The organism is Nocardioides sp. URHA0020, from assembly GCF_000620705.1.
Lineage (GTDB): Bacteria > Actinomycetota > Actinomycetes > Propionibacteriales > Nocardioidaceae > Nocardioides.
The window spans coordinates 400,268-424,997 of sequence record NZ_KK211167.1; the positions used below are offsets into that span (position 1 = coordinate 400,268).

Annotated in this window: 23 protein-coding genes; 15 read left to right on the forward strand and 8 right to left on the reverse strand. The window is 73.3% G+C overall.

Going from position 1 to position 24,730, the window contains the following annotated elements:
- Positions 1–36 precede the first annotated feature (36 nt).
- From N542_RS0110600 to N542_RS0110610, 3 genes are all read right to left on the reverse strand, one after another.
- On the reverse strand, positions 37–1,305 hold the full coding sequence (locus N542_RS0110600) for an ArgE/DapE family deacylase (protein ID WP_028643892.1): 1,269 nt from the start codon (positions 1,303–1,305) through the stop codon (positions 37–39).
- Between the two features lie 111 nt (positions 1,306–1,416).
- On the reverse strand, positions 1,417–2,202 hold the full coding sequence (locus N542_RS0110605) for an SDR family oxidoreductase (protein ID WP_028643893.1): 786 nt from the start codon (positions 2,200–2,202) through the stop codon (positions 1,417–1,419).
- Between the two features lie 27 nt (positions 2,203–2,229).
- Positions 2,230–3,720 carry a carboxyl transferase domain-containing protein gene (locus tag N542_RS0110610; protein ID WP_036507281.1) on the reverse strand — a complete coding sequence of 497 codons (1,491 nt, stop codon included), beginning with the start codon at positions 3,718–3,720 and terminating at the stop codon, positions 2,230–2,232.
- A gap of 96 nt (positions 3,721–3,816) precedes the next feature.
- Between N542_RS0110610 and N542_RS24390 the strand changes: the two genes are divergently transcribed.
- A complete protein-coding gene (locus N542_RS24390; protein ID WP_036507284.1) occupies positions 3,817–4,371 on the forward strand; it encodes a nitroreductase family protein in 555 nt (184 codons plus the stop codon).
- A 16-nt stretch (positions 4,372–4,387) separates the two neighbouring features.
- Here the strand turns inward: N542_RS24390 and N542_RS0110620 are convergent, their stop codons facing one another.
- The gene (locus N542_RS0110620; RefSeq protein ID WP_028643895.1) at positions 4,388–5,365 is read right to left on the reverse strand and encodes an NAD-dependent epimerase/dehydratase family protein; all 978 of its coding nucleotides are present in this window, start codon (positions 5,363–5,365) and stop codon (positions 4,388–4,390) included.
- Positions 5,366–5,437: 72 nt separating this feature from the next.
- Here N542_RS0110620 and N542_RS0110625 point away from each other — a divergent pair, with 72 nt between their 5' ends.
- Positions 5,438–6,436 (forward strand): LLM class flavin-dependent oxidoreductase, encoded by a 999-nt coding sequence (locus N542_RS0110625; RefSeq protein WP_028643896.1) that lies wholly within the window; start codon positions 5,438–5,440, stop codon positions 6,434–6,436.
- Here the strand turns inward: N542_RS0110625 and N542_RS0110630 are convergent.
- From N542_RS0110630 to N542_RS0110640, 3 genes are all read right to left on the reverse strand, one after another.
- Positions 6,433–7,881 (reverse strand): M1 family metallopeptidase, encoded by a 1,449-nt coding sequence (locus N542_RS0110630; RefSeq protein WP_028643897.1) that lies wholly within the window; start codon positions 7,879–7,881, stop codon positions 6,433–6,435. The two genes, N542_RS0110625 and N542_RS0110630, sit on opposite strands and share 4 nt — an antisense overlap.
- A 77-nt stretch (positions 7,882–7,958) precedes the next feature.
- Positions 7,959–8,765: an ABC transporter permease gene (locus N542_RS0110635; protein ID WP_028643898.1), complete on the reverse strand. Its 807-nt coding sequence runs from the start codon at positions 8,763–8,765 to the stop codon at positions 7,959–7,961.
- A complete protein-coding gene (locus N542_RS0110640; RefSeq protein WP_028643899.1) occupies positions 8,762–9,658 on the reverse strand; it encodes an ABC transporter ATP-binding protein in 897 nt (298 codons plus the stop codon). Before N542_RS0110640 ends, N542_RS0110635 begins: the two co-directional genes overlap by 4 nt.
- A gap of 202 nt (positions 9,659–9,860) precedes the next feature.
- Between N542_RS0110640 and N542_RS24395 the strand changes: the two genes are divergently transcribed.
- Complete coding sequence (locus N542_RS24395; protein WP_051551604.1) at positions 9,861–11,291, forward strand: DHA2 family efflux MFS transporter permease subunit; 1,431 nt, start codon at positions 9,861–9,863, stop codon at positions 11,289–11,291.
- An 88-nt stretch (positions 11,292–11,379) separates the two neighbouring features.
- Complete coding sequence (locus N542_RS0110650) at positions 11,380–12,897, forward strand: amidohydrolase (protein ID WP_028643900.1); 1,518 nt, start codon at positions 11,380–11,382, stop codon at positions 12,895–12,897.
- Between the two features lie 15 nt (positions 12,898–12,912).
- Here N542_RS0110650 and N542_RS24400 read toward each other — a convergent pair whose 3' ends face one another.
- Positions 12,913–13,818 carry an SGNH/GDSL hydrolase family protein gene (locus tag N542_RS24400; RefSeq protein WP_081795130.1) on the reverse strand — a complete coding sequence of 302 codons (906 nt, stop codon included), beginning with the start codon at positions 13,816–13,818 and terminating at the stop codon, positions 12,913–12,915.
- A gap of 77 nt (positions 13,819–13,895) precedes the next feature.
- On the opposite strand from N542_RS24400, the gene N542_RS0110660 reads away from it, so the two are divergent.
- The 11 genes from N542_RS0110660 (at position 13,896) to N542_RS0110710 (ending at position 24,725) form a co-directional block, all read left to right on the forward strand.
- Positions 13,896–14,852, forward strand: a complete 957-nt coding sequence (locus tag N542_RS0110660; RefSeq protein WP_028643901.1) for a cation diffusion facilitator family transporter — start codon at positions 13,896–13,898, stop codon at positions 14,850–14,852.
- 139 nt (positions 14,853–14,991) lie between these two features.
- Positions 14,992–16,134, forward strand: coding sequence for an ROK family transcriptional regulator (locus N542_RS0110665; protein ID WP_028643902.1), 1,143 nt, complete (start codon positions 14,992–14,994; stop codon positions 16,132–16,134).
- A 118-nt stretch (positions 16,135–16,252) separates the two neighbouring features.
- Entirely contained in the window at positions 16,253–17,548 is a 1,296-nt protein-coding gene (locus N542_RS0110670) for an extracellular solute-binding protein (protein WP_197025927.1), read from the forward strand.
- A 141-nt stretch (positions 17,549–17,689) separates the two neighbouring features.
- Complete coding sequence (locus N542_RS0110675; RefSeq protein ID WP_028643904.1) at positions 17,690–18,607, forward strand: carbohydrate ABC transporter permease; 918 nt, start codon at positions 17,690–17,692, stop codon at positions 18,605–18,607.
- A complete protein-coding gene (locus tag N542_RS0110680; RefSeq protein ID WP_081795131.1) occupies positions 18,607–19,446 on the forward strand; it encodes a carbohydrate ABC transporter permease in 840 nt (279 codons plus the stop codon). The genes N542_RS0110675 and N542_RS0110680 overlap by 1 nt, the downstream gene beginning before the upstream one ends.
- Entirely contained in the window at positions 19,443–20,822 is a 1,380-nt protein-coding gene (locus N542_RS24405; RefSeq protein WP_036507292.1) for a glycoside hydrolase family 3 N-terminal domain-containing protein, read from the forward strand. Before N542_RS0110680 ends, N542_RS24405 begins: the two co-directional genes overlap by 4 nt.
- Complete coding sequence (locus N542_RS0110690; protein WP_231482588.1) at positions 20,819–21,721, forward strand: ROK family protein; 903 nt, start codon at positions 20,819–20,821, stop codon at positions 21,719–21,721. Before N542_RS24405 ends, N542_RS0110690 begins: the two co-directional genes overlap by 4 nt.
- On the forward strand, positions 21,718–22,650 hold the full coding sequence (locus N542_RS0110695) for an N-acetylglucosamine-6-phosphate deacetylase (RefSeq protein ID WP_028643906.1): 933 nt from the start codon (positions 21,718–21,720) through the stop codon (positions 22,648–22,650). Before N542_RS0110690 ends, N542_RS0110695 begins: the two co-directional genes overlap by 4 nt.
- Positions 22,650–23,429, forward strand: coding sequence for a glucosamine-6-phosphate deaminase (locus N542_RS0110700; RefSeq protein WP_028643907.1), 780 nt, complete (start codon positions 22,650–22,652; stop codon positions 23,427–23,429). The genes N542_RS0110695 and N542_RS0110700 overlap by 1 nt, the downstream gene beginning before the upstream one ends.
- Before the next feature lie 130 nt (positions 23,430–23,559).
- A complete protein-coding gene (locus N542_RS0110705) occupies positions 23,560–24,249 on the forward strand; it encodes an aspartate/glutamate racemase family protein (protein WP_028643908.1) in 690 nt (229 codons plus the stop codon).
- Positions 24,246–24,725, forward strand: a complete 480-nt coding sequence (locus N542_RS0110710) for a diadenosine tetraphosphate hydrolase (protein WP_028643909.1) — start codon at positions 24,246–24,248, stop codon at positions 24,723–24,725. Before N542_RS0110705 ends, N542_RS0110710 begins: the two co-directional genes overlap by 4 nt.
- Positions 24,726–24,730: the final 5 nt, after the last annotated feature.

Genomic DNA, 24,730 nt, shown 5'->3' on the forward strand with positions numbered 1-24,730 from the left:
CGAGGGTAGGGCCCGGCCGACCGCGACCGCCCGTCGCTACCGGCAGCGGCGCAGGAGCGCCAGCACCAGGCTCTCGGTGACGGTGACCAGCTCGTCCACCTCCACCGCCTCGTGCGGCCCGTGCGCCAGCCGGACGTCACCCGGCCCGTAGTGCAGCGTCGGCACGCCGGCGCCGGCGTACAGCCGGAGGTCGCTGCCGTACGGCGCTCCGCGCTCGCGGGGTCGGGGCCCGCGCGTGACGTCGGCGTGCGCGGCGCCGACGAGGTCGAAGAGGGCGCGGTCGTCCTGCGCGTACTCGCCGCTGGCGAACTGGCCGCCGGTCCACGTCACGCTCGGCGGGTGGTCGCGCAGCCACGGGTCGCGCGCCGCGGCGTCGGCGACGGCCTCCTCGAGCTGGCTGCGCGCACCGTCCGGGTCCTCGCCCAGGGCGACCCCGAGCCGGCCCTCGGCGACCAGCAGGTCGGGCACGGTGCTCGCCCACTCGCCGCAGGACACCTTGCCGACCGAGAGCGGGTAGGCGACCGGGTACTCCGACATCAGCGGGTGGACGTCGCGGTTGCGCCGCTCCTGGAGGGCGGCGAGGGCCGCGTGCAGCGGGAGGTAGCGGTCGAGCGCGCTGACCCCGGCGTACGACGTGCTCGCGTGCGTCGCCGCACCCGGCACCCGGAGCTCGAAGGTGAGGGCGCCGGCGTTGGCCGTGGTGATCGTGCCGCTGGTCGGCTCGGTGATGATGCACGCCCGGCCCCGGTGACCGCGGTCCAGCGTCGCGAAGGCGCCGAGCCCACCGTCCTCCTCGCCGACGACGAGCTGGAGGGCGTACGGCCGCGACAGCGGGATGCCGGCGGCGCGGACGGCGCGCACCGCGGCGATGTTGGCGACGACGCCGGCCTTCATGTCACAGGTGCCACGGCCGTGGATCCGGCGTCCGGTCAGGTCGGCCGTGAAGGGGTCCGTGCGCCAGGTCGCCGGGTCTCCCGCGGGCACCACGTCGACGTGGCCCTGGAGGACGAGCTCGGGCTCGCCCGGGCCGCTGCTCGCGACCAGGCCCCAGCTCTCGGACCGCTCGACCTCCCACCCGGGGAACTGCGGATCGGCCGTCAGGCGAGGGAGGTCCAGCTGCCAGAGGTCCACGTCGAGGTCGAGCTCGCGCACCTGCTTGGCGAGCCGGTGCTGGAGGTCGCTCTCGGCGTCGGTGCCGCTGATGCTCGGCACGGCCACGATGTCGACGAGGTCACGGACCAGCTCGCGCTCGTCCACGAAGGCGAGGGCGCGGAGCTCGAGGTCACTGAGGTCGCGGTGGGACACGCTCGTCCTTGTCGGGGGCGGGGGGGGGGGGGCGGAGCGCTCACCGTAAGGGCGGGGGAGGTCGCCGCACGGGGGAATCGGGGCGAATGACCCGCCTGGGCCATGCCCGGGCTACCGCGGGCGTGGCTCGTGCGGGTTGATGATCGCGTCGGTGCCGCCGTCGACGAAGAGCACCGCACCCACCACCAGGCTCGCCGCGTCCGAGGCGAGGAACGCGATCACCTCGGCCACCTCCTCCGGACGGCCGGGGCGGTCGAGCGCAGTGGGGTAGGTGTCGGCGAACGGGCCGAAGACCGGGTCGGCGCGCAGCTGCTCGGTCATCGGCGTCGCGATGAGCCCGGGTGCGACGGAGTTGAGCCGGATGCCGGCACCGGCCCAGTCCGGCCCGACGCCGTGCTGCCGCGCCCACCAGGCGAGCGCCGCCTTGGTCGCGGGGTAGACCATCACCGCCTCGACGCCCGCGACGGCCTGCCGGGCCGCGGGCTCGTCGCCCGCGAGGCAGGCGTCGGCGAGCGTGGTGTCCCAGCCGCCCTGGCAGGTCGTCGAGTTGGACGCGAGGAGGACCACGCCGGCGCTGCCGGCCGCGGCCAGCTGGGGCCGCAGACCCCCGACGAGCGCGACGGCGCCGAAGTAGTTGACCGACACGACCAGCTGCGGGTCGACGCCGGTGAACCCGCCCACCCCGGCCGCCGGCACCAGCCCGTGGAGGACGTCGGTCAGTGCCTGGACGCCGGCCACCGCGTCGGCCCGGCCGTCGGCGGTGGCGAGGTCGGCGGTGACGGCGGCGTCGGTGCCCGGCCGGTCGACGGTGATCACCCGGTGGCCCCGATCGCGCAGCAGGGCCGTCGTGGCGGCGCCGATCCCCGAGGCCGCGCCGGTGACGGCGTACGTCTTCATGGCCGGACTGTAACCGGTTCTAGTTTCCTAGGCGTAGCGCCGAGCGCGGTCGGCCGGGGACCCGGGACCGCTCTCGAGCAGGGCCGCGAGCTCGTGCTCGAGCACGGCGCCGACCCGCTGGCAGAAGGCCTCCGGCTCGTCGGCGGCGTCGGGGAGCTCGGCGACGATCCGGTCGACGATGCCACGCTCGCGCAGGTCGAGGGCGCGCACCTTCTGCGCCCGCGCCATCTCGGGCGCGTGGTCGAGGTCGCGGTGGACGATCGCGCTCGCGCCCTCGGGCGGCAGCGGTGAGAGCCAGGCGTGCTGGGCGGCGATCACCCGGTCGGCCGGCAGGAAGGCCAGCGCTCCGCCGCCGTTGCCCTCGCCGAGCATCAGGCAGAGGGTGGGGGCGCTCACGGTCACCAGCTCGTGGAGGCAGCGGGCGATCTCGCCGGCCATGCCGCCGTTCTCCGCATCGGCCGACAGTGCCGCCCCCCGGGTGTCGATCACGGTCACCAGCGGCAGCCCGAGGTCGGCGGCCAGGCGCATCCCGCGCTGGGCCTCGCGCAGCGCCTCGGGTCCCATCGGGTGCTCGGCGGTCTGCCCGCGACGGTCCTGCCCGAGGAAGACGCACGGCGCCTGGCCGAAGCTCACCAGCGCGAGCAGCAGCCCCGGGTCGCGCTCGCCGTGACCGGTCCCGTTGAGCGGGATCACGTCGCTGGCGGCGTACTTGAGCAGGCGTCGCACGCCGGGGCGATCGGGCCGGCGCGAGCGGGTCACGGCGTCCCAGGTCTCGACGTCGGGCAGGGTCGTCAGCGGCACCGGGTCGGGCACCGGGCTGATCCCGTGCCGCGGCGCGAGGAGGATCGCGAGCGCCCGGTCGAGGATCCCGGCGATCTCCTCGGGCGGCATGACGGCGTCGATGATCCCGTGGGCGTAGAGGTTCTCCGCGGTCTGCACGCCCTCCGGGAACGGCCTGCCGTAGAGCGCCTCGTAGACCCGGGGGCCGAGGAAGCCGATGAGCGCGCCCGGCTCGGCGACGGTGACGTGCCCCAGCGACCCCCACGACGCCATCACGCCTCCGGTGGTGGGGTGGCGCAGGTAGACGAGGTACGGCAGCGCGGCCGCCTTGTGCGCCGCCACCGCCTGGGTGATCCGTACCATCTGCACGAAGGCCGGGGTGCCCTCCTGCATCCGGGTGCCGCCGCTGGTGGGGCCGGCGAGCAGCGGCAGGCCCTCGCGGGTGGCCCGCTCGATCGCGGCGACCAGGCGGTCCGCGGACGCCCGTCCGATCGAGCCGGCCAGGAAGCGGAACTCGCCCATCACGACCGCGACCCGGCGCCCGTGCATGAGTCCCTCGCCGGTCAGCACGGACTCGTCGACGCCGCTCTTGTCCCGGGCGGCCGCCAGCTCGGCGACGTACTCCTCCGAGATCTCGCCGTACGACGGCGGCACGTCCCAGGAGCTCCACGACCCCTCGTCCAGGACCAGGTCGATCAGCTCGGCGGCCGACAGGCGGGCGGGCTTCGGCGGGCTCATCAACGCAGGCTAGCGCCGAGCCGACGGGAATGCCGACGGGAATGCCGACGGGAATGCCGACCGGAATACCGCGCGGCTCGCGGTGGCTCGTCCCACATGGTCGAGCCCGAGGTCCTGCCGCTGCTGCGCGACCGGCGGAGCGTGTGCGAGTACGACGAGGCGCACGACCTCGGCCTCGACGAGCTCACGTCGCTGCTGGAGGCGGCCCGCTGGGCGCCGTCCGCCGGCAACTCCCAGCCGTGGGCGTTCCTGGTCGGCCGGCGCGGCGACGCCGCCCACCAGCTCTTCGCCCCCCTGCTGGCGCCGAGCGTGCGTCGCTGGGCACCGGCCGCCTCGGCCCTGGTGTTCGCGCTGCACCAGGTCGCCTCCGGACCCGAGGATGACGCGACCGCCTACTCCGACTACGCGGCGTACGACCTCGGCCAGGCGGTCGCGCACCTGACGGTGCAGGCCGCCGCCCTCGGGCTGGCCACGCACCAGTTCGCGGCCTTCGACCACGACGGACTGGCCGCCGCCGCCGGCGTGCCCGTCCACTGGTCGGTCACCACCGGGATCGCCGTCGGTCGGGGTGTCACCAGCGAGCTGGTCCCGCGCACCCGCCGCCCCCTGACCGAGATCGCGTACGGCGCCCGCTTCGGCACGCCGCTCTAGGCGACCGCGCGACGGATCAGCGCCCGCCCCAGCGAGCGAGCACCTCGGCCTCGCGCTCGCGGGAGATCCCCGTGACAGTGGAGCCGGAGGTCGCCCGCACCCACGCCAGCGTGTCGCGGGCGGTGTCGGCGATCGGGCGCAGGACCAGGCCCGCGTCGTACGACGGGGTCGGGTCGTGGGAGGCCATGCCGTCGTACTCGGGCCGCGGGAGCCAGAGCGGGAGTCCCTCGGGCCCCGACCACGGCTGGACGCCGATCTCCGTCAGGGCGCCGTCGGGGACCCAGGTGAGGTCGAGGCTCGCGCCCACGCCCTGCGCGACCGCCTCCAGGATCGTCGCGACGGGGAGCACCTCGCCCACGCCGTCGTACACGCCGACCCGGCGCGACTCCGCGCAGGCGACGATCCAGGCGGCGAGGTCCCGGACGTCGATCACCTGCAGGTGGTCCGTGGGCTCGCCCCCGGCCAGCGCCCGGCCGCCGTCGGCCAGCCGCACCGGCCAGTAGGTGAACCGCCCGGTCGGGTCACCCGGGCCGACGATCAGGCCCGGGCGCACCACGGTGGCGGAGGCGGCCCCCGCCTGCACGATCTCCTCGCAGGCCACCTTCATCGGGCCGTAGGCCTCGGGGCTGGACGCCAGGTCGACGTCGTCGGGCAGCGGCTCGTGCAGCGCGAGGGTGGCCGGCGTCCCGCCGGGCGGGTGCGGGTCCGGGTAGACGTTGACGGTGGACACGAAGACCCAGTGCGCGCTGGGGAGGGCCGCGACCGCGGACCTGGTCCACGACGGGAGCCGGGCGACGTCGACCACCGCGTCGTACTCGTCCCGCAGCTCCGCCGGAGTGGGCCGGGTGCGGTCCCACACGACCAGCCGTGCGCCGCGCGGCACCGACCCCGAGGTGCCCCGGTTGGCGCAGGTGACGTCGTGCCCACGTCGTACGCCCTCCTCCGCGACCGCGCGGGAGACGAAGACGGAGCCGCCGAGCACGAGAAGTCTCATGTCCGCCACGCTGGCGGGAATGAAGCGCGGGTGCAAGCGATTCAGCCATCAGCAGACCGAGAGGAGCCGCAGGTGGTCAGCAGGCTGGGATTCCTGACGATCGGTCTCTTCGACCCCGACGACCCGGGCGCCGGGCACGAGTCGACGCTGCGGATCATCGAGCTCGGCGAGCAGCTCGGCTTCGACAGCGCGTGGCTGCGGCACCGGCACCTGCAGTACGGCATCTCGTCGCCGGTCGCCGTGCTCGCGGCGGCGTCGCAGCGCACCAGCCGGATCGAGCTCGGCACGGCCGTCACGCCGCTGGGCTGGGAGAACCCGCTCCGCCTCGCCGAGGACTGGGCGACCGTCGACGTGCTCTCCGGCGGCCGGCTCAACCCGGGCCTGAGCGTCGGGCCGCCGATGCGGTACGACGAGGTGCGCGACGCGCTCTACCCCGACACCGGCGACGTCGAGGACTTCACCTACGAGCGGGTCGAGCGCCTGCTGCGCCTGGTCCGCGGCGAGCCGGCCAGCCCCTTCAGCGGCCGGGCGGGCATCGAGGACTTCTCCGACCGCGTCCAGCCGCACTCGCCCGGTCTCGCGTCGCGCCTCTGGTACGGCGCCGCCTCGCTCGGCTCGGCCCGCTGGGCCGGTGAGAGCGGCCTGAACCTGCTCACCAGCAGCGTCGTCAAGGCCGAGGAGGCCGACGACTTCGAGCGGGTGCAGCTCTCCCACATCCGGGCGTTCCGCGCGGCGCACCCGCTCGGCGCCGCCGCCCGCGTCTCGCAGGGCCTGGTCGTCATCCCCACCGACAGCGCCTCCGCCGACCAGCGGGCGCGCTACACGGCGTACGCCGAGGCGCGGCTGCCGCGGACCCGCGAGCCGCAGGGCCCGGCCCGGCTGATGTTCGCCCCCGACATCGTGGGCACCTCCGCCGAGATCGCCGAGCGGCTGGCGGCGCACGCGGCGTTCCGCGAGGTCGACGAGGTGGCGTTCGCGCTGCCCTTCACCTTCGAGGAGGCCGACTACGTGCAGATCCTCACCGACATGGCGACCCGGCTGGGTCCGGCACTGGGGTGGCAGCCGAGCTAGCCCGCGCTCCGGGTCGGGGTCGTGGTGCCCAGCAGCCACGCGTCGAAGAACCCGGACAGGTCCTCGCCCGTCTGCTCCGACCACCAGGTCGTGATGTCGGCGTAGTCGGCGTTCGCGTTGTCGTGACCGGCCGGCCAGGCCCGCACGAGGCGCCAGAACTCGTCGTCGCCGAGGCGCTTGCGCAGCTCGTCCCACATCAGTGCCGGGCCGTAGTAGACGTTGCCGCCGCCGAAGGCGGTCGGGTCGAAGTCGGCCGGCGGACCGTACTGCTTCCGCAGCGCCGCCTCGCCCGGGGCCCACTGGTCCATCACGGCCTCGATCGACGTGCCGGAGTCCTCGGCGGTCCACGCGCCCTGGATGAACATCGCCATGCCCTCGTTCATCCACACGTCGCGCCAGTCGACCGGCGTGACCTGGTCGCCGTACCACTGGTGCGCCATCTCGTGGACGAGCACGTCGGTCGAGGTGGCGTAGGCGGTGTCGCCGAGCGTGATCATCGTCTGCGTCTCCATCCCGCTCTCGGAGTCGACGATCAGGAAGCCCAGGGAGTCGAAGGGGAAGGGACCGAGTCGCTTCTCCAGCCAGGCCAGCCCCCGGGGCGCCTGGCGCAGGTCGCTGAGCAGGTCGTCGCGCCCGGGAGGGGTCCAGTAGGTGATCGGCACGCCGGAGGCCGAGCGGTCCCTCGTCATCTCGAGGTCGCCGATCGCGACGGTCACGAGGTACGACGCCGCCGGCTCGTCGAGCGTCCAGCGGGTGATGGTCCTGCCGGCCCGCGTGGTGCGGGCGTCCAGCCGGCCGTTGGCCACGCCGACCCACGGCGTCGGCACCGAGATCCGGAAGTCGTAGAGCGCCTTGTCGGAGGGCTGGTCGTTGACGGCGTACCAGGAGTAGGCGCCGTACGGCTCCTGCATCGTCCAGACCTCGCCGTCGGACGTGGTCGTCCAGCCGCTGGTGGAGAAGTCGCTGCGCTGGGTGGGCGCCGGGACCGGCTGGGGTCTGCCGGAGTAGGTGATCACCAGCGTGTAGCGGCGGTCCCGCTCCACCGGGTGCGAGACCACGAGGTCCTTGCCCGGGTGGGAGAACCTGGCGGCCTTCCCGCCGATGGTGACCTTGTCGACGCTGAGGTCGGCCGCCAGGTCGAGCCGGAGGTGGTCGGCGTCGGTGGTGGCTCGCAGGCGGAGCGTCTCGGTGCCGGTCAGCAGGCGGGCGTCGGGGTCCCAGTCGAGGCCGAGGCGGTAGTGCAGGGCGTCGACCCCCGGGTCCCCGACGTCGGGATAGAGCCGGTCCTCGACGGGAGTGCTGAGGCCGGGGGCCACGGGCGCCGACGACGACGAGGCTGAGGGCGTGGGGGACGTGGGTGTGGCGCCCGGCTCGTCCTGGTCGCTGCTGCACGCGGCCAGGAGCAGGCCGATGGCGAGCGTCAGCCCCACAGCCCCGGTCCTCATGACAGCATCCTTCCCCGATGTCCGCATCATGGTGCAGGCATCGGGGAAGGGTGACCGAGTCGTGATGGACCCTGGCGCTACTTGACCTCGGAGCGCAGCACCAGCCGGAGACCGACCGCGAGCGGGAGCACCAGCCAGACGAGGCTGGTCACGGCGAGCTGGGCCCAGTTGTCGCCGGTCATCACGCCGTTGAAGAGGTTGCCCTGGGCGAAGTTGAAGTCGACCCACGGCTGGAGGTCCTTGAACCACTGCTGGTTCTCCGCGAGCAGGAACGTGAGCGGCGGGAGGGCGAAGCCGTAGACGAAGTAGCCGACGATCGCCGCGGCCGAGTTGCGCAGGAGCACGCCGAGCATGAAGCCGACGAGCATGCCGAGCACGTTGGCGACGACGATGTAGAAGAGCTCGGCGGCGCTGACGTTCCAGACCGTGTCCGTGCCGGTGATCGCGGTGCCCAGCACGTTGCCGAGGGCGCCGATCGCCGCCGCCACCAGCATCGAGACGACGCCGATGCCGATGCTCACGGCGAGCTTGGCGCCGATGACCCGGCTGCGGTGGGGCACCAGCGTGAAGGTCGTCAGCCCGGTGCGCTGGCTCCACTCGCTGGTCACGGAGAGTGCGGCGATGATCGGGAGGATCACGGCCATCGGGAAGCCGATCGCCGAGGCGAAGGCCTCGTAGTCGAGCTCGCTGTCGGGCGCGAAGAGGATCGTCGCCCCGGTGGCGACCACGGCCAGGATGCCGATGCTGGCCATCAGCCAGAAGCCGGACCGGGTGTCGAACGACTTGCGCAGCTCGACCGCGATCAGGCGGGTGGTCGGGATGCGGGCGGGGGCCGGGCGCGCCGTACGCGCCGTCGTCTCGTGCTCTACGGCAATGGCAGTCATGCCGCTGCTCCTTCTCGCTGGGTGTCTGCGGTGAGCTCGAGGAACATCTCCTCGAGCCCGGCGCCCTCGGCGGAGCGCAGCTCGGTCAGGGCGACGCCGGTCGCCAGGGCGACCTGGCCGACGACGTCGGGGTCGGCGTCGACGCGGATCGCGTCGGTCATCTCGGAGTACTCCAGGCCGGCGGCGACGAGGCCCCGGGTCAGGGCCGGTACGTCGCGGGTGCGGACCAGCGTGCCGGCGGCGGCGAGCAGCTCGGACTTGGTGCCCTGGGCGACGATGCGCCCGTTGCCGATCACGACCAGGTCGTCGGCGATCACCTCGATCTCGTGCAGCAGGTGGCTCGAGAGGAGCACCGTGCCGCCGCGGTCGGCGTACCCGCGCAGCAGGTCGCGCATCCAGCGGATGCCGGCGGGGTCCAGGCCGTTGGCCGGCTCGTCGAGGATGAGGACCTCCGGCTCGCCGAGGAGGGCGGCGGCGATCCCGAGACGCTGGCGCATGCCGAGCGAGTAGTTGCGGACCCGGCGACCGGACTCGGTCGGGGTCAGGCTCACCAGGTCGAGCATCTCGTCGACCCGGCCGGCCGGGAGGCCCATGGTGCGCTGCGCGACCGTGAGGATCTCGCGGCCGGTGCGTCCGGCGTGCTGGGCCGACGCGTCGAGCAGGACGCCGACCTCGAGACCCGGGTTGGGCAGGTCGGCGAAGCGCCGCCCGCTGACGGTCGCGGAGCCGGAGGAGGCGGGGGTGAGCCCGACCATGATCCGCATGGTGGTGGTCTTCCCGGCGCCGTTGGGCCCGAGGAAGCCGGTGACGCGGCCGGGCCGCGCCGTGAAGCTGACGTCGTCGACGGCAGCGAACCCGCCGTACTTCTTGCTGAGTGACTCGACCTTGATCATGGTGATGAGCCTCGTCGGTCGCGAGGGTCCGCCGCATCGGGGAGACGGGGCCTCGGATCCCTGAGCCGACCCCGAGGCCCCTCGGGGTCGCACCCCTGAGGTCGGCGACCGATGAGTTCGGTCCAGCGGCGCGGTCTGTCGATCTCGTGGACCCGCGTTCGTCGAGTAGGTGACAGGAACTTCGCCGCAGAGGAGATCGACCATGACCGACCTCAAGTCCCGCTGGCTCGCGCTCTACGTGCTGTGCCTGGGCGACCTCATGATCGTGCTCGACTCCAGCATCGTGAACGTCGCGCTGCCCTCCATCCAGTCCGACCTGGGCTTCTCCCAGTCGGCGCTGGCGTGGGTGGTCAACGCCTACCTGCTGACGTTCGGGGGCTTCCTGCTGCTCTCCGGGCGGCTCGGCGACCTGCTCGGCAGCCGCCGGGTCTTCCTGGGCGGGGTGGTCGCCTTCGTCGCGGCGTCCGTCGCCTGCGGCCTGGCGCCGACCGCGGGACTGCTCGTCCTGGGCCGGGCGGTGCAGGGACTGGGCGGGGCCGCGGTGTCCGCCGTCGCGCTGTCGCTGATCGTGGGCCTCTTCACCGACCCGGCCGAGCGGGCGAAGGCGATGGGCTTCTTCGGCTTCGTGATGTCCGGCGGTGGCGCCGTCGGCGTACTGCTGGGCGGGGTCCTCACCGGGCTCCTCTCCTGGCACTGGATCTTCCTGGTCAACGTGCCCATCGGGGTCGCCGTGTTCGTCGCCGCCCGACGGGTGCTGCCCACCGACGAGGTCCCTGCGCAGCGCGGTCGGGTCGACGTGCTCGGTGCGGTCCTGGTCACGGCCGCCCTGATGCTGTCGGTCTACGGCATCGTCGAGGGCGCTCCGTGGCTGATCGCCGGCAGCCTGGCGCTGCTCGCGGCCTTCGTGCTCTGGGAGTCGCGGGTCGCGGAGCCGCTGGTGCCGCTGCGGCTCTTCCGGCTGCGCAACGTCGTCGTGTCGCAGGTCGTGGGCGTCCTCTGGGCGGCCGCGATGTTCGCGTGGTTCTTCCTCGCGGCGCTCTACCTCCAGCAGGTGCTGGGGTACGACGCCCTCGAGGTCGGACTCGCCTTCGTGCCGACCAGCGTCGTGATGGCGTACTGCTCACTGCGCGTCTCGGACCGGCTGGTCCTGCGCCTCGGCATCCGGCCGCCGCTCGTGGTCGGTCTCGGCCTGGCCTCCCTGAGCCTCGCGCTCTTCTCCCGGGCACCGGTCGGCGGGCACTTCCTCACCGACGTGCTGCCGTCGATGCTGCTGCTCGGTGTGGGCGCCGGCATCGCCTTCAACCCGGTCCTGCTGGCCGCGATGGGCGACGTCGAGCCGCACGAGTCCGGCCTCGCCTCGGGAGTCGTGAACACCTCGTTCATGATGGGCGGAGCGCTCGGCCTGGCCGTGCTCGTGAGCGTCTCCACGTCGCGGACGTCGTCCCTGGCCGCCTCCGGCGCCTCCTCGCTCGAGGCGCTCAACGGCGGCTTCCAGCTCGCGTTCGCCGCCGGTGCGTGCTTCGCCGCCGTGGCCGCCGTCATCGGTGGCGCCCTCCTGCGCCCCCGGCCGATGGCGCCGGTGGACCCGGCGGATCCTGCGGCCGAGGTGGCAGCGCCGTCCGCCGGCGGCTGAGGCGCCGCACGCGGTCGGATGCCGCTGCTCCCCGGCGTTGTCGGCACCCGCTGATGGCGGTCGCGGTGCCCGCGCTAGCGTGCGCCACATGACGAGCCTGCTGATCCGCAACGCCCGCCTGGTGCCGCTCGGCGAGGGCGAGACCCTCCCCGACCGACCCGTCGACATCGCGGTCGAGCACGGCGTCGTGTCCGCTGTGGGCGAGTCGGCCGACCGGCCGTCGGGCGCCGAGGAGATCGACGCCGGGGGCCGGTGGGTGATCCCCGGTCTCTGGGACCAGCACACGCACCTCGCCCAGTGGACGCTGTCGTCGCAGCGGCTCGACCTCGCGGGTGCGAGGTCGCCGGAGGACGCGACCCGGGCCGTCGCCGCGCGGATCGCGGAGTTCCCCGACCTGCCCGTCATCGGGTGGGGGCACCGCTCGGCGGGGTGGGACCGCGAGGTGACGGTGTCGGAGCTCGACGCGGTGTCGGGCGGCACGCCGGTCGTGCTGATCAGCGGCGACGGCCACCACGCCTGGCTGAACACGACGGCGCTGCTCCACCTCGCGATGCCGGTGCGCGACTCGGTCGTGCGCGAGACCGAGTGGTTCGCGGCGTACCCGCGACTGGTCAGCCTCGTCGGCAGCGACGCCACCTCGCCCGAGGCCTACCGCCGGATGCTGGAGGAGGCGGCCGGTCGGGGCATCACGGGGATGGCCGACTTCGAGTTCGGGGCGGGCATCGGCGAGTGGATCGAGCGGTGGGGTCAGGGCTGCGACCTCCTGCGGATCCGCGCGGCGACGTACTCCCACCAGCTCGAGGAGGTGATCGCCGCCGGCGTGCGCACCGGCGACCCGCTGCCCGGGTGCGACGACCGGGCGACCATGGGGTCGCTGAAGATCATCAGCGACGGCTCGCTCAACACCCGGACCGCCTGGTGCTGCGAGCCGTACGGCGACGCGCACCAGCTCGAGTACCCCGCCGGCCAGCCGAACCTCTCCGGCCACGAGCTGCGCGAGCAGCTCGCCCGCGCCCACGCGGCCGGGCTGGAGGTGGCGACCCACGCGATCGGCGACGCCGCGGTGCGGGAGGCGCTCGCGGCGTACGCCGACACCGGCGCCCGCGGCTCCATCGAGCACGCCCAGATGGCGCGTCGCGACGACGTACGACGGATGGCGCAGCTCGGCATCCGCGCGAGCGTGCAGCCTGCGCACCTGCTCGACGACCGTGACCTCACCGACCGGATCTGGGGGGAGCGGGCCGAGCGGTGCTTCCCCTTCCGCTGGATGCTCGACGACGGCGTGGACCTGGTCTTCGGCTCCGACGCGCCGGTGTCGCCGCTCGACCCGTGGCTCGCGATGGCGGCGGCGGTGCACCGCAGCGACGACGAGCGCGGGCCGTGGCACGGCGAGCAGGCGCTGAGCGTCCGGGAGGCGCTGGTGGCCTCCGTGGACGCCCAGCCCACCGTCGGCGTCGGATCCCGCGGAGACCTGGTGCTGGTCGACCGGGACCCGTTGCTGCGCGACCTCGATCCTGCCGACACCGCCGCCCTCGGTCACGCCCTGCGTGAGGTGCCGGTCGCGCTGACGACCGTCGCGGGGCTCGTGGTCAACGACGTGCGCTGAGCCCGGGACCCGATCTCAGGGGTTCGTCGCGAGGGCGGCCGTCACGAGCGCGGCGACGGCCTGCTGCTCGACGGCGAGCGGGTGGTAGGCCAGGGCCCGGTTGGCGGTGGTCACCCGCCCGTTGATCCACGGGTCGCGAGCGCAGATGTCGTGGCGCGCGCTGGGCGCCCAGAGGTCGACGTACTCCGCCTTGCCGTCCGCCGCCGCCTTCTCGACCGCCCGGGTCAGGGCGTGGTTGACCTCGCGTGCGAAGGCGTAGTCGCCGTCCGCGAGCGGGAGGTCCGAGCAGGTGCCCCTCGCCGGCACGATCTGGGGGTAGCCGACCACCAGGATCCGGGCGTCGGGGGCTCGCTTGCGCACCCCGGCGACGACCTCCGCCACGTTGCGGCGGATGTCGGCGAGCGACTTGTCGACGCTCGGGCCGAGCGCCGTGGTGCACGGGTCGCCGGTCGGGTCCGACGCCCGCAGCTGGGTGCACTGGCCGATCAGGGCGCCGAAGAGCCCGTCGTCGTTGCCGCCGAGGCCGATCGTCACCAGATCCGTACGCCGGGTCAGGGCGTCGAACTGCGGCGGCACCGCGCCGCTGATCCCGCGCTGCCGGTGGGTCATGTTCACGGTGGCTGCGCCGCTGCAGCTGACGTCGGTGAGGCCGGTCCCCGGCATCGCCTCGGCCACCAGCGCGGGGTAGTTGGCGCCCGAGCGCAGGCAGTTGTTGTCGGCACTGGCCGGCGGGACCAGCGGGGCCGCGGTGTAGGAGTCGCCGAGCGCGACGTACTCGGCGTACGCCGGCGGTGCGGCGGTCGGGCTCGTGGACGGCGTGTCGACGGCCGGCGGCCGCGCGTCGGCGTCGGTGTCGGGGCTGTCGGAGCAGCCCGCCAGCACGAGGGCTCCCAGCAGCAGGACGACCAGACGACGACGCATGGGCCCGACCGTACGGGTCCGGCGCCGTCTCGCCCGCATCGGGTGAGCCGGGGGGCCCCGCGGGGTACGGGGCACGCATGGCGCCCACCACCGAACCTGCCCCCGCGACCGGGGGCGAGTCCCTCCTGACCGTCGTGGTCGCCCTCGTCGCCAACGCGCTGCTGGCGATCGCGAAGACGGTCGCGGCGGTCCTGACCGGCTCGGCCGCGATGGTCGCCGAGGCCGCCCACTCGTGGGCCGACGCCGGCAACGAGGTGTTCCTGCTCGTCGCCGAGCGCAGCGGCAGCCGGCCGCGCGACGAGGAGCACCCGCGCGGGTACGGCCGCGCGACGTACGCCTGGTCGATGATCGCGGCGTTCGGCCTCTTCACCGCCGGCGCGGTCGTCTCGATCTGGCACGGCATCACCGAGCTCGGCTCCACGGCCGAGGAGTCGAGCTTCCTGGTCAACTACGTCGTGCTCGCGATCGCCTTCGTGCTGGAGGGCACCTCCTTCGTGCAGGCGTCGCGCCAGATCCACGGCGCGTCCCAACGGCTGTCGATCCACCCGCTCCGCTACGTGACGCAGACCTCGAACCCGACGCTGCGGGCGGTCTTCTTCGAGGACTCCTCGGCGCTGGTGGGCATCCTGATCGCCGCGGCTGGCATCGGGCTGCACCAGCTCACCGGCAACGCGGTCTTCGACGCGCTCGGCTCGATCGCCATCGGCGTGCTGCTCGCCTTCGTCGCCCTCTTCCTGATCCGCCGCAACATGGACTACCTGCTCGGCGAGCCGCCCTCGGCCGCCACCCGCTCCCGCGTGATCGCGGGGATCCTCGAGCACCCGCAGATCGACCGGCTGACCTACCTGCACCTGGAGTACGTCGGGCCCGCCCGGGTCTTCGTCGTGGCGGCGGTCGACCTGGTGGGCGACGACACCGAGGCGCACCTCGCCGTACGCCTGCGCCAGGTCGAGGCGGACATCGAGCAGCACCCGCTGATCGAGGACGCCGTACTCACTCTCGCGCTCCCCGACCGCCCCTCCCTCACGCCCTGACTCCTCGGGCACTTGGTCAACTTCTGGGGCTCTGCACGGGCTGAGAAGTTCAGGGATCCCCGGTAAACCGGGTATCCCCGACAACCAATTGCCGCCAAACGCTTGACGAATAATATGTAAGTGCGCTGAACTAACAAACGTGACCACGACCTCCCCGGTGGGCCGGCAGCTCCGGCCCCGCGGCAAGCTCCTCCAGGAGGACGCCCGTCGCCACCACCGGTCGCTGCTCCTGCAGCAGCTCTTCCGGGAGGGCCCGGCGAGCCGCGCCGACCTGGCCCGCACCAGCGGCCTCACCCGCGTGACGGTCTCCGACCTGGTCGGCGAGCTGGTGGCCGACGGGCTGGTGGAGGAGCTCGGCGCCCCGGCCGAGAGCCGCGTCGGCAAGCCGCCGATGCTCGTCGGGCTGGCCACCGACTCCACGCACGTGATCGGCATGGACCTCTCGGCCACCGACCGGATGACCGGTGCCGTCATCAACCTGGCCGGCCGGGTGCTCGCCCGGCACGAGCTGCCCCTCGACGGCGCCGTCGGCGACGACGCCGTGGCGCTGGTCCACGAGCTGGCCGCGGCGCTGATAGCCAAGACCGAGCGACCGGTGCTCGGCATCGGCGTCGGCAGCCCCGGCGTCGTCGACGCCGACGGCACGGTCATCGACGCCCCCAACCTGGCCTGGACCGACACCCCGCTGGCCGCCAGCCTCGCGGCGGCGTTCGAGCTCCCGGTCTTCGTGGCCAACGACGCCAACACCGCCGTCCTGGGCGAGCACACGTTCGGCGCGTCCGGTGACGGCGGCCTGATGGTGCTCCGGGTCGGGACCGGTGTGGGTGCCGGTCTGGTGCTCGGCGGCTCGCTGCTGCACGGCCACCTCGGGGCCGCCGGCGAGATCGGCCACGTCGTGGTGGATCCCGAGGGGGAGCGCTGCGCGTGCTCGCGCACCGGCTGCCTGGAGACCATCCTCGCCGTCCCCCACCTGCGCCGGCGCCTCGAGGACGGGTCGCGGAGCGGCGAGAGTCCCGCGACGATCCTGGGCCGGGTCGGTGAGCAGCTCGGGGTCGCCCTGGCGCCGGTCGTCGGCACGCTCAACCTGCACGAGCTCGTGCTCAGCGGTCCCCAGGAGCTGCTCGACGGGCCGCTGCTCGAGGCCGCCGACCGGAGCATCCGCGAGCGGACCATGCCGATCAGCTCGGCAGGACTCGTGGTCCGCACCTCCGAGCTGGGCGAGGACGTGGTGCTCGTCGGCGCCGCCGTGCTCGTGCTGTCCGGACAGCTGGGCGTCTCGTGACGCCCGCCCCCACCTGTACGGCCGTCACCGCTGACGGACCGGCACCCCAGGTCCCGGCTCGGCGCCGCCCCTGGAACTTCTTCACAACATCGGGTTAGACGTACGAGAGGACACTGAGGTGCGCATCAAGAAGACGATCGCAGGCGCTGCGCTGGCCACCCTGGCACTCACCGCCCTGGCGGCTTGTGGCAGCGACAGCGACAGCGACGACACCAGCTCGAGCGACGGTCCCAAGACCGCCGACATCCGGGTCTGGCTCAACGGCACGGACACGCCGCAGGACGCGCGCGACTGGCTGAAGACCACCTTCGAGAAGGAGAACCCCGGCTCCACGCTGACCATCGAGCAGCAGGAGTGGGACGGTCTCGTCGAGAAGCTGACCACCTCCCTCTCCAGCGCGTCCGAGACCCCGGACGTCGTCGAGATCGGCAACACGCAGGCCCCGACCTTCACGTCGGCCGGTGCCTTCTCCGACCAGACCGGCCAGCTCGACGACCTCGGCGGCGACGACCTGCTGCAGGGCTTCGTCGAAGGTGCGACCATCGACGGCAAGACGTACGCCGTGCCGTACTACGCCGGCTCGAAGTACATCTTCTACCGCAAGGACCTCTTCAAGGCGGCCGGCATCACCGCGGTCCCGACGTCCATGGACGAGTTCATCGAGGACGCCATCAAGCTGAAGAAGGCGAACCCGAAGCCGGCCAACTTCTCCGGGTTCTGGTTCCCGGGGCAGGACTGGCGCAACGGCGCGGCCTTCATCTGGGACCAGGGCGGCGACCTCGCGACGGCGGACGGCGACGAGTGGTCCGGTGCGCTGGAGAGCGACGAGTCGATCGCCGGTCTCGAGACCGCGCAGAAGCTCTTCACCGAGGCCTCGGGCGCGGCCAAGGACGGCAACGAGGCCGACTCGTGGACGCCGTTCTGTGCCGGTGAGATCGGCATGGTCTCCGCCCCTGGCTGGATCAAGGGCCTGATCCTGGACCCGAAGACCGGCTGCCCCGACACGTACGGCAAGGAGATCGGCGTCTTCGCGCTGCCCGGCTCGGACGGCAAGCCCGCCCCGGTGCTCCTCGGCGGCTCCGACATCGCGATCGCGGCCAAGTCCAAGAACCAGGGCCTGGCCCAGAAGGCCGTCGCGCTGATGCTCAGCAAGGACTACCAGACGATCATGGCGAAGGCCGGCCTGACGCCCGCCCTCAACTCGCTCGCACCGCTCCTCGGTGACGACGAGTTCGCGCAGGCCACGATCGCCGCGGCCTCCAACGCCAAGCTGACTCCGGCCGCTCCGGGCTGGGCCAACGTCGAGGGCTCCCGGGTCCTGGAGGACCTGTTCAGCGCCCTGGCGCAGGGCGGCGACCCCGCCGACCTGGCGAAGAAGGCCGACGACCAGATGAACTCCCAGCTCAACGGCTGACGGGTCTCTCGACCCACCAGCCAGCAGCACCCAGCAGCACGAACGACAGCACGGACGGCCGGGGCGGTGCGAACCGCCGCCCCGGCCGTGCCATGCCCGCACGCGACGACCAGCATGATGTCCGGAAGGAGGTAGCCAGTCGTGACCACCGTCGAAGGCGGCAAGGCCCCCCGAGCCCGCAGGACGCCGCTCCCGTACGCCCTCCTCGTGCCCGCCACGATCGCGCTCGTGGTCGCCCTCGGCTACCCGCTGGTGCGTCAGGTCGTCCTGTCCTTCCAGGACTTCGGCCTGGCCCAGCAGTTCGGCCGGCCGCCCGCGTGGATCGGGCTCCAGAACTACCGCGACCTGCTGACCGACCCCTACCTGTGGACCGTCACCCTCCGCACGCTCCTCTTCTGCCTGGTCAACGCCGCCGCGACGATGCTCGTCGGCGTCGGCCTCGCGCTGCTGATGCAGCACATGTCGAAGCCGATCCGGATCCTGGTGCAGAGCGGCCTGCTCCTCGCCTGGGCGATGCCGGTCGTCGCCGCGATGACCGTGTGGGAGTGGCTCTTCGACACGCAGTACGGCGTGATCAACTACCTCCTCACCGAGATCGGCCTCGACTTCGAGGGGCACTCCTGGCTGCTCCAGCCGCTGTCCTTCTTCTTCGTCGCCACCGTGATCGTCGTGTGGATGAGCGTGCCCTTCGTGGCGTTCACCGTGTACGCCGCGCTCACCCAGGTCTCCGAGGACATGGTCGAGGCCGCCGAGATCGACGGCGCCAGCGGCTGGCAACGGCTGCGCCACATCGTGCTGCCCAGCATCCGCCCGGTGCTGCTCGTCGTCGCGCTGCTGCAGGTGATCTGGGACCTCCGGGTCTTCACCCAGATCTACATCCTCCAGAAGGCCGGCGGCAGCACCCACGACACCAACCTCCTCGGCACGTACATCTACCGGCTCGGCATCGGCAGCGGGAAGTTCGGGATGGCCGCGGCCGTCGCGATGTTCATGCTGGTCCTCACGGTGGTGCTGACCGCGCCGTACGTCCGCGCCATGCTCAAGCAGGAAGAGAACTGATGTCGCGCCCGACCCGCCGCCCGGTGCGGATCACCGCCAACGTCATCGGGGTGATCGCCTTCCTGGTCGCGGTCTTCCCCGTGTACTGGATGGTGAACAGCTCGTTCCTGGACCGCAACGAGATCCGCAACCCGGTCCCCACCTGGGTGCCCTTCGGCGGCAGCCTCCACAACTACCGGACGGTCTTCGAGACCGACCAGTTCGTCAACGCGCTCAAGATCAGCGTGATGGTGACGGGGCTGACCGTCGTCTTCGCGCTCGGCTTCGCGTTCGTCGCCGCCGTGGCGGTCTCCCGCTTCCGCTTCCGCGGGCGGATGTCCTTCATCGTGACCCTGCTGATCATCCAGATGATCCCCGTCGAGGGACTCTTCATCTCCCAGTACAAGATGCTCGAGGCCATGGACCTGCTCAACACCGTCGTGGGCCTGACGCTGGTGTACGTCGCCGGCGTGCTGCCCTTCACCATCTGGACCCTGCGCGGCTTCGTCGCCGGGGTGCCGTACGAGCTCGAGGAGGCGGCGATGATCGACGGCTGCTCGCGCACCCAGGCGTTCTTCAAGATCACCTTCCCGCTGCTGGCGCCCGGCCTGGTCGCGACCGGGGTCTTCGGGTTCATCCAGGCCTGGAACGAGTTCACCCTCGCCCTGGTCGTGATGACCCGTGAGGACCAGCGCACCCTGCCGCTGTGGCTCACGACCTTCGCCGACGTCAACCGCGGCACCGACTGGGGCGGCATCATGGCCGGCTCGACCCTGATCGCCATCCCGGTCGTCGTCTTCTTCCTGCTCGTCCAGGGCCGGATGGTCAGTGGTCTCACCTCCGGGGCGGTGAAGGGATGACGTCGCTCGAGGCGCTCGCCCTCCGCGTCCAGCTCCCGGCCTTCGCCGGTACGACGCTGCCCGCGGACTACGCCGAGCTGCTCGCTGAGGGCCTCGGCGGGGTCTGCTACTTCGGCAGCAACACCGCCGGCGGGCCGGGCGCCGTCGCCGAGCTCAGCGCCGCGATCAGGGCCGCGAACCCACGCGCGGTCATCGCCGTCGACGAGGAGGGCGGCGACGTCACCCGGCTGCACGCGCTGGACGGCAGCCCGGTGCTCGGGCCCGCCGCGCTGGGAGCCGCCGACGACCTCTCCCTCACCCGCGACACCGGGCGCGCGATCGGCAGCGAGCTGGCTGCGGCCGGCATCAACCTGGACTTCGGTCCGGTCGCCGACGTCAACAGCAACCCGGACAACCCCGTGATCGGCACCCGCAGCTTCGGGACCGCGCCGGCGCCCGTCGCCGCCCACGTCGCGGCCTGGGTCACCGGCCTGCAGGAGGCGGGCGTCGCGGCCTGCGCCAAGCACTTCCCGGGTCACGGCGACACCGCCCAGGACAGTCACCTGGAGCTGCCCACGGTCGACGCCGACCTGGCCACCCTCACCGACCGGGAGCTGGTGCCGTTCGTGGCGGCCGTCGACGTCGCGATCGCCTCGATCATGACCTCGCACATCGTCGTACCGGCCGTCGACGCCGAGCTGCCGGGCACGCTCAGTGCGCCCGTGCTGGGGCTGCTGCGCGACCGGCTCGGGTACGACGGCGTCATCGTCAGCGACGCCCTCGACATGGCCGGCGCCTCGGCGGGGCGCGGCATCCCCGAGGCCGCGGTGCTCTCCCTGGCCGCCGGCGCCGACCTGCTGTGCATCGGCTCGGAGAAGTCGGCCGCGCTGGTGCGCGAGACCCAGGACGCGATCGTCACGGCGGTGCACGCGGGTCGGCTCTCCCGCGAGCGGCTCGAGGACGCCGCCGCCCGCATCGACCGGATGCTCGACGACCTGGCCGGGGCGACGGCGTACGACGTGGATGCCGAGGCCCAGCTGGGCGGAGCGCGTCGGTCGGTGACGGTCGACGGCGAGCTGCCCGACCTGCACGGCGCCCTGGTGGTCAGCGTCGCGACCGCGGCCAACATCGCGATCGGCGAGGTCCCGTGGGGCCTGACGCCCGACGTCGTGATCGCTCCCGGCGAGCCGGTGCCTGCTGGCAGGCCCGTCGTGCTGCAGGTCCGCGACCTGCACCGCCGGCCCGAGGTCGCGGTCGACGGCGCGGCGGTGGTGGTGGAGTGGGGCTGGCCCGGTCCGTACGCCGGCACCGTCCCGAGGATCTGCACGCGCGGCTACTCTCGACCCGGAGCAGCCGCCGTGACCGAGCTGCTGCGGAAGGCCGGGTGGGAGCGGTGAGCGCCGCTGTGAGTGTGGGCCTCGACATCGGGGCGACCAAGACCCTCGGCCTCGTGCTCGACCCCGACGGGACGATCCTGGCCGAGGTGCGGGAGCCGACCGAGTCGGGCGCCGCAGGCATCGTGCGCTCGGCGGCGCGAGTCTTCGAGGCGCTCCGCGCCGCGACCGACCTGCCGCTCGACGGCACCGTCGGAGTGGGGATCCCCGGTCTCGTCGACGTCGAGCGCGGCGCGGTCAAGCACGCCGTCAACCTCGGGGTGAACGGTGACTGGCTGCCGCTGCGCTCGCTCCTCGCCGACCGGCTCGGGGTCCCGGTCGTGCTCGAGAACGACGTCAACGCGGCGACCCTGGGGGCCGCGGCGCTGAGCGGTGCGAGCGACCTCGTCTACCTCAGCATCGGCACCGGCCTCGCCGCCGGCCTGGTGCTCGACGGTCGGCTGCGTCGCGGCGAGCACGGCGCCGCCGGCGAGATCGGCCACGTGCCCGTCGACCCGCAGGGCACGGTGTGCCAGTGCGGGCAGCGCGGCTGCCTGGAGACCATCGCCTCGGGCTCGGCCCTGGCCGCGGCCTGGCCGGCCGGCGACGTGCCTCCCGCGCAGGCGCTCTTCGCCGCGGCGCGCTCCGGCGACCCGTCCGCGATCGCGGTGCGGGACCGGTTCTCCGCCGGTGTCGCCAGTGCGATCCGGGTGCTCAGCCTGGCCGTCGACCCGGCGAGCATCGTCCTCGGCGGTGGCGTCGCCCAGCTCGGCGACCCGCTCCGCTCGGCCGTGGCGCAGGCGCTGCTCGACCAGGCGGCGAGCTCGCCCTTCCTGGCGTCGCTCGACCTGGCGGGTCGGCTGCAGGTGGTGCCGTCCGACTACCCGGTCGCCGCCGTCGGCGCGGCCTTCCTGGGCCGATGAGCCGGGTCCACGGCCTGGTCGACGCCCAGGTCAACGGCGCCGCGGGCATCGACCTCACCGCCGAGCCGCACCGGCTCTGGGAGGTCGCGGCGGCGCTGCCGACGTACGGCGTCGTCGCGTTCGTGCCGACCGTCATCACCAGCGACCCGGCGGCTCGCGAGCTGGCGCTGGCGACCCTGGCCGGCGGCCCGCCGGCGGGGTGGACGGGCGCGGAGCCGCTCGGCCTGCACTTCGAGGGGCCGATGATCGCGCCGAGCCGCAAGGGCGCGCACCCCGAGCACTGGCTGCGCCCACCGTCGCTGGACCTGGTCGACCGCTGGTCGCGCGAGGCCGGTGTGCTGATGGCGACGATCGCCCCCGAGCTGCCCGGTGCGCTGGAGGTGATCGAGCGCCTGGTCGCCCGGGGCGTGGTCGTCTCGGTCGGGCACACGGCCGCCGACACCGCCGCGGTGCGGGCCGCGGTCGACGCCGGCGCCCGCTGCGTCACCCACCTGGGCAACGCGATGGCGCCGATGCAGGCCCGCGAGCCCGGCCCCGTCGGCGTCGCCCTGGCCGGGGACCTCGTCGCCGGCGTGATCGCCGACGGCCACCACCTGCACCCCGACTTCCTGCGCGCCGTGTGGCGCGCCCTCGGGCCCGCGCGCTTCCTCTCGGTCTCGGACACCACGGCCGCGCTGGGCCTGCCCGACGGCGCGACCCGGCTCGGTGACCAGGAGGTCGTCGTCGCCGACGGCACCGTGCGGCTGCGCGACGGCACCCTGGCCGGCTCCGCCGCGTCCCTGCTGGGCTGCCTGCGCGTCCTGGTCGCCCAGACCGGGTGCTCGGTCGAGGACGCGCTGGCGACTGCGACCACCACGCCGCTCGCGCTGCTCGGCCTGCCGCCGCGCGAGGAGCGGATCGAGCTGACCGACGACCTGGAGCTCTGCTGATGGAGGTCGTGCCGCTCGCCACGGCGGCGGAGGTGGGTGCCGTCGCGGCCGACGCGATCGAGGCGCTGCTGCGCTCGCGACCGTCGGCGGTGCTCGGGCTGGCGACCGGCTCGAGTCCGCTGCCGGCGTACCAGGAGCTGGTCCGGCGGCACCGCGACGGCACGGCGCCGTCGTACGACGCGGTCCGGTGCTTCACCCTGGACGAGTACGTCGGCCTGCCTGCCGGCCACCCCGAGACCTACCGGGAGACGATCTTCCGCGAGCTCACCGATGCGCTGGGGATCGCCCGGGACCGGGTCTCGTCGCCGGACGCGTCGGACCCGGAGCACGCCGGACCGGGCTACGAGGAGGCGATCCTGGCCGCCGGTGGGGTCGACCTGCAGGTGCTCGGGATCGGGGCCGACGGCCACCTCGCCTTCAACGAGCCGGGGTCGTCGCTCGCCTCCGCCACCCGGATGAAGACCCTCACCGACCAGACCCGTCGCGACAACGCGCGCTTCTTCGGCTCGGTCGACGACGTCCCCCGCCACGTGCTGACCCAGGGCCTCGGGACGATCCTGCGAGCGCGGCACCTGCTGCTCGTGGCCACGGGCGCCGGCAAGGCCGCGGCGATCGCGGCCGCGGTCGAGGGCCCGGTCTCCGCCTCCTGCCCCGCCTCGGTGCTGCAGCTGCACCCGCACGCCACGGTGCTCCTCGACGAGCCGGCGGCGTCCGGGCTCGATCGGCTGGAGCACTACCGCGAGGTGTACGCCGGGAAGCCGGTCTGGCAGGGGCTCTGAGGGTGGTGGGGCGCCGTCGGTTTCACCGGTGCACCGGTGAAACCGTCACTTCTCAGGCAACGCAACGCCTGAGAAGTGACGGTTCTGCCTGAGGGGTCGCGGTCACGCGCGGATCTGGTAAGCAGTCCGCATGCGACGCATCGGCCTGCTCGGCGGCATGAGCTGGGAGAGCTCGGCGCTCTTCTACGACCTGCTCAATCGTCGGGTCGCCGAGCGGCTCGGCGGGCTGCACTCGGCGCGGGTGCTGATGAGCTCGGTCGACTTCGCGGAGGTCGAGGAGCTGCAGCGCACCGGTGCCTGGGACGCGGCCGGCGAGCTGCTGGCCGACGAGGCCCGCCGCCTCGAGGGCGCCGGGGCCGAGCTCCTCGTGCTATGCACCAACACCATGCACAAGGTCGCGCCGGCGATCGAGGCGGCGACCGCCGTACCGCTCCTGCACCTGGGCGACGTCACCGCCGCCGCCGTCAAGGCGTCGGGTCTCACCACCGTCGGTCTGCTCGGCACCCGCTTCACCATGGAGCAGCACTTCTACGTCGACCGGATCGCGAGGCACGGCATCGGCGTCGTCGTGCCCGCGGCCGAGGACCGCGAGGTCGTCCACCGGGTGATCTACGACGAGCTGGTGCTCGGAGTCGTCCGCGACGAGTCCCGTACGGCGTACCGCGGGGTCATCGAGCGGCTCGTCGCGCGCGGAGCCGAGGGCATCGTCCTCGGCTGCACCGAGATCGAGCTGCTCGTCGGTGCCGACGACAGCCCGGTGCCGGTCTTCGCGACGACGCAGCTGCACGTCGACGCCGCACTGGACGCGGCGCTCGCGTGAGCGACTTCCGCCACGACCGGGTCGGTACGGCGCTCGCCGGCACCAACCCGATGGTGCTGCGGCGGCTGCGCGCCGGCTTCGCGGTGATCGCCGACGTCCAGCACCTGCCGGGCTACTGCGTGCTGATCTCCGATACGCCGGGCGTCGACCAGCTGGTCGACCTCCCGCCCGAGCGGCAGCTGCTCTTCCTGGAGGACATGGCCATCCTCGGTCGGGCGGTGGCGGCGGTGTGTGCCCGCCGGGACCCGGACTTCCGCCGGATCAACCTGGAGATCCAGGGCAACACCGACGCCTTCCTGCACGCCCACGTCACCCCACGCTACGAGTGGGAGCCGGCGGACGTCGTGGGCTGGCCGGCAGCACTGCACCACTGGACCGAGCGGGTGCGCGACGAGCACCGGACCGGCCCGCAGCACGACCGGCTGCGCGCGGAGCTCGCCGCCGAGCTGGACCACCAGCTGCGGCTGGTGACGTAACCGGG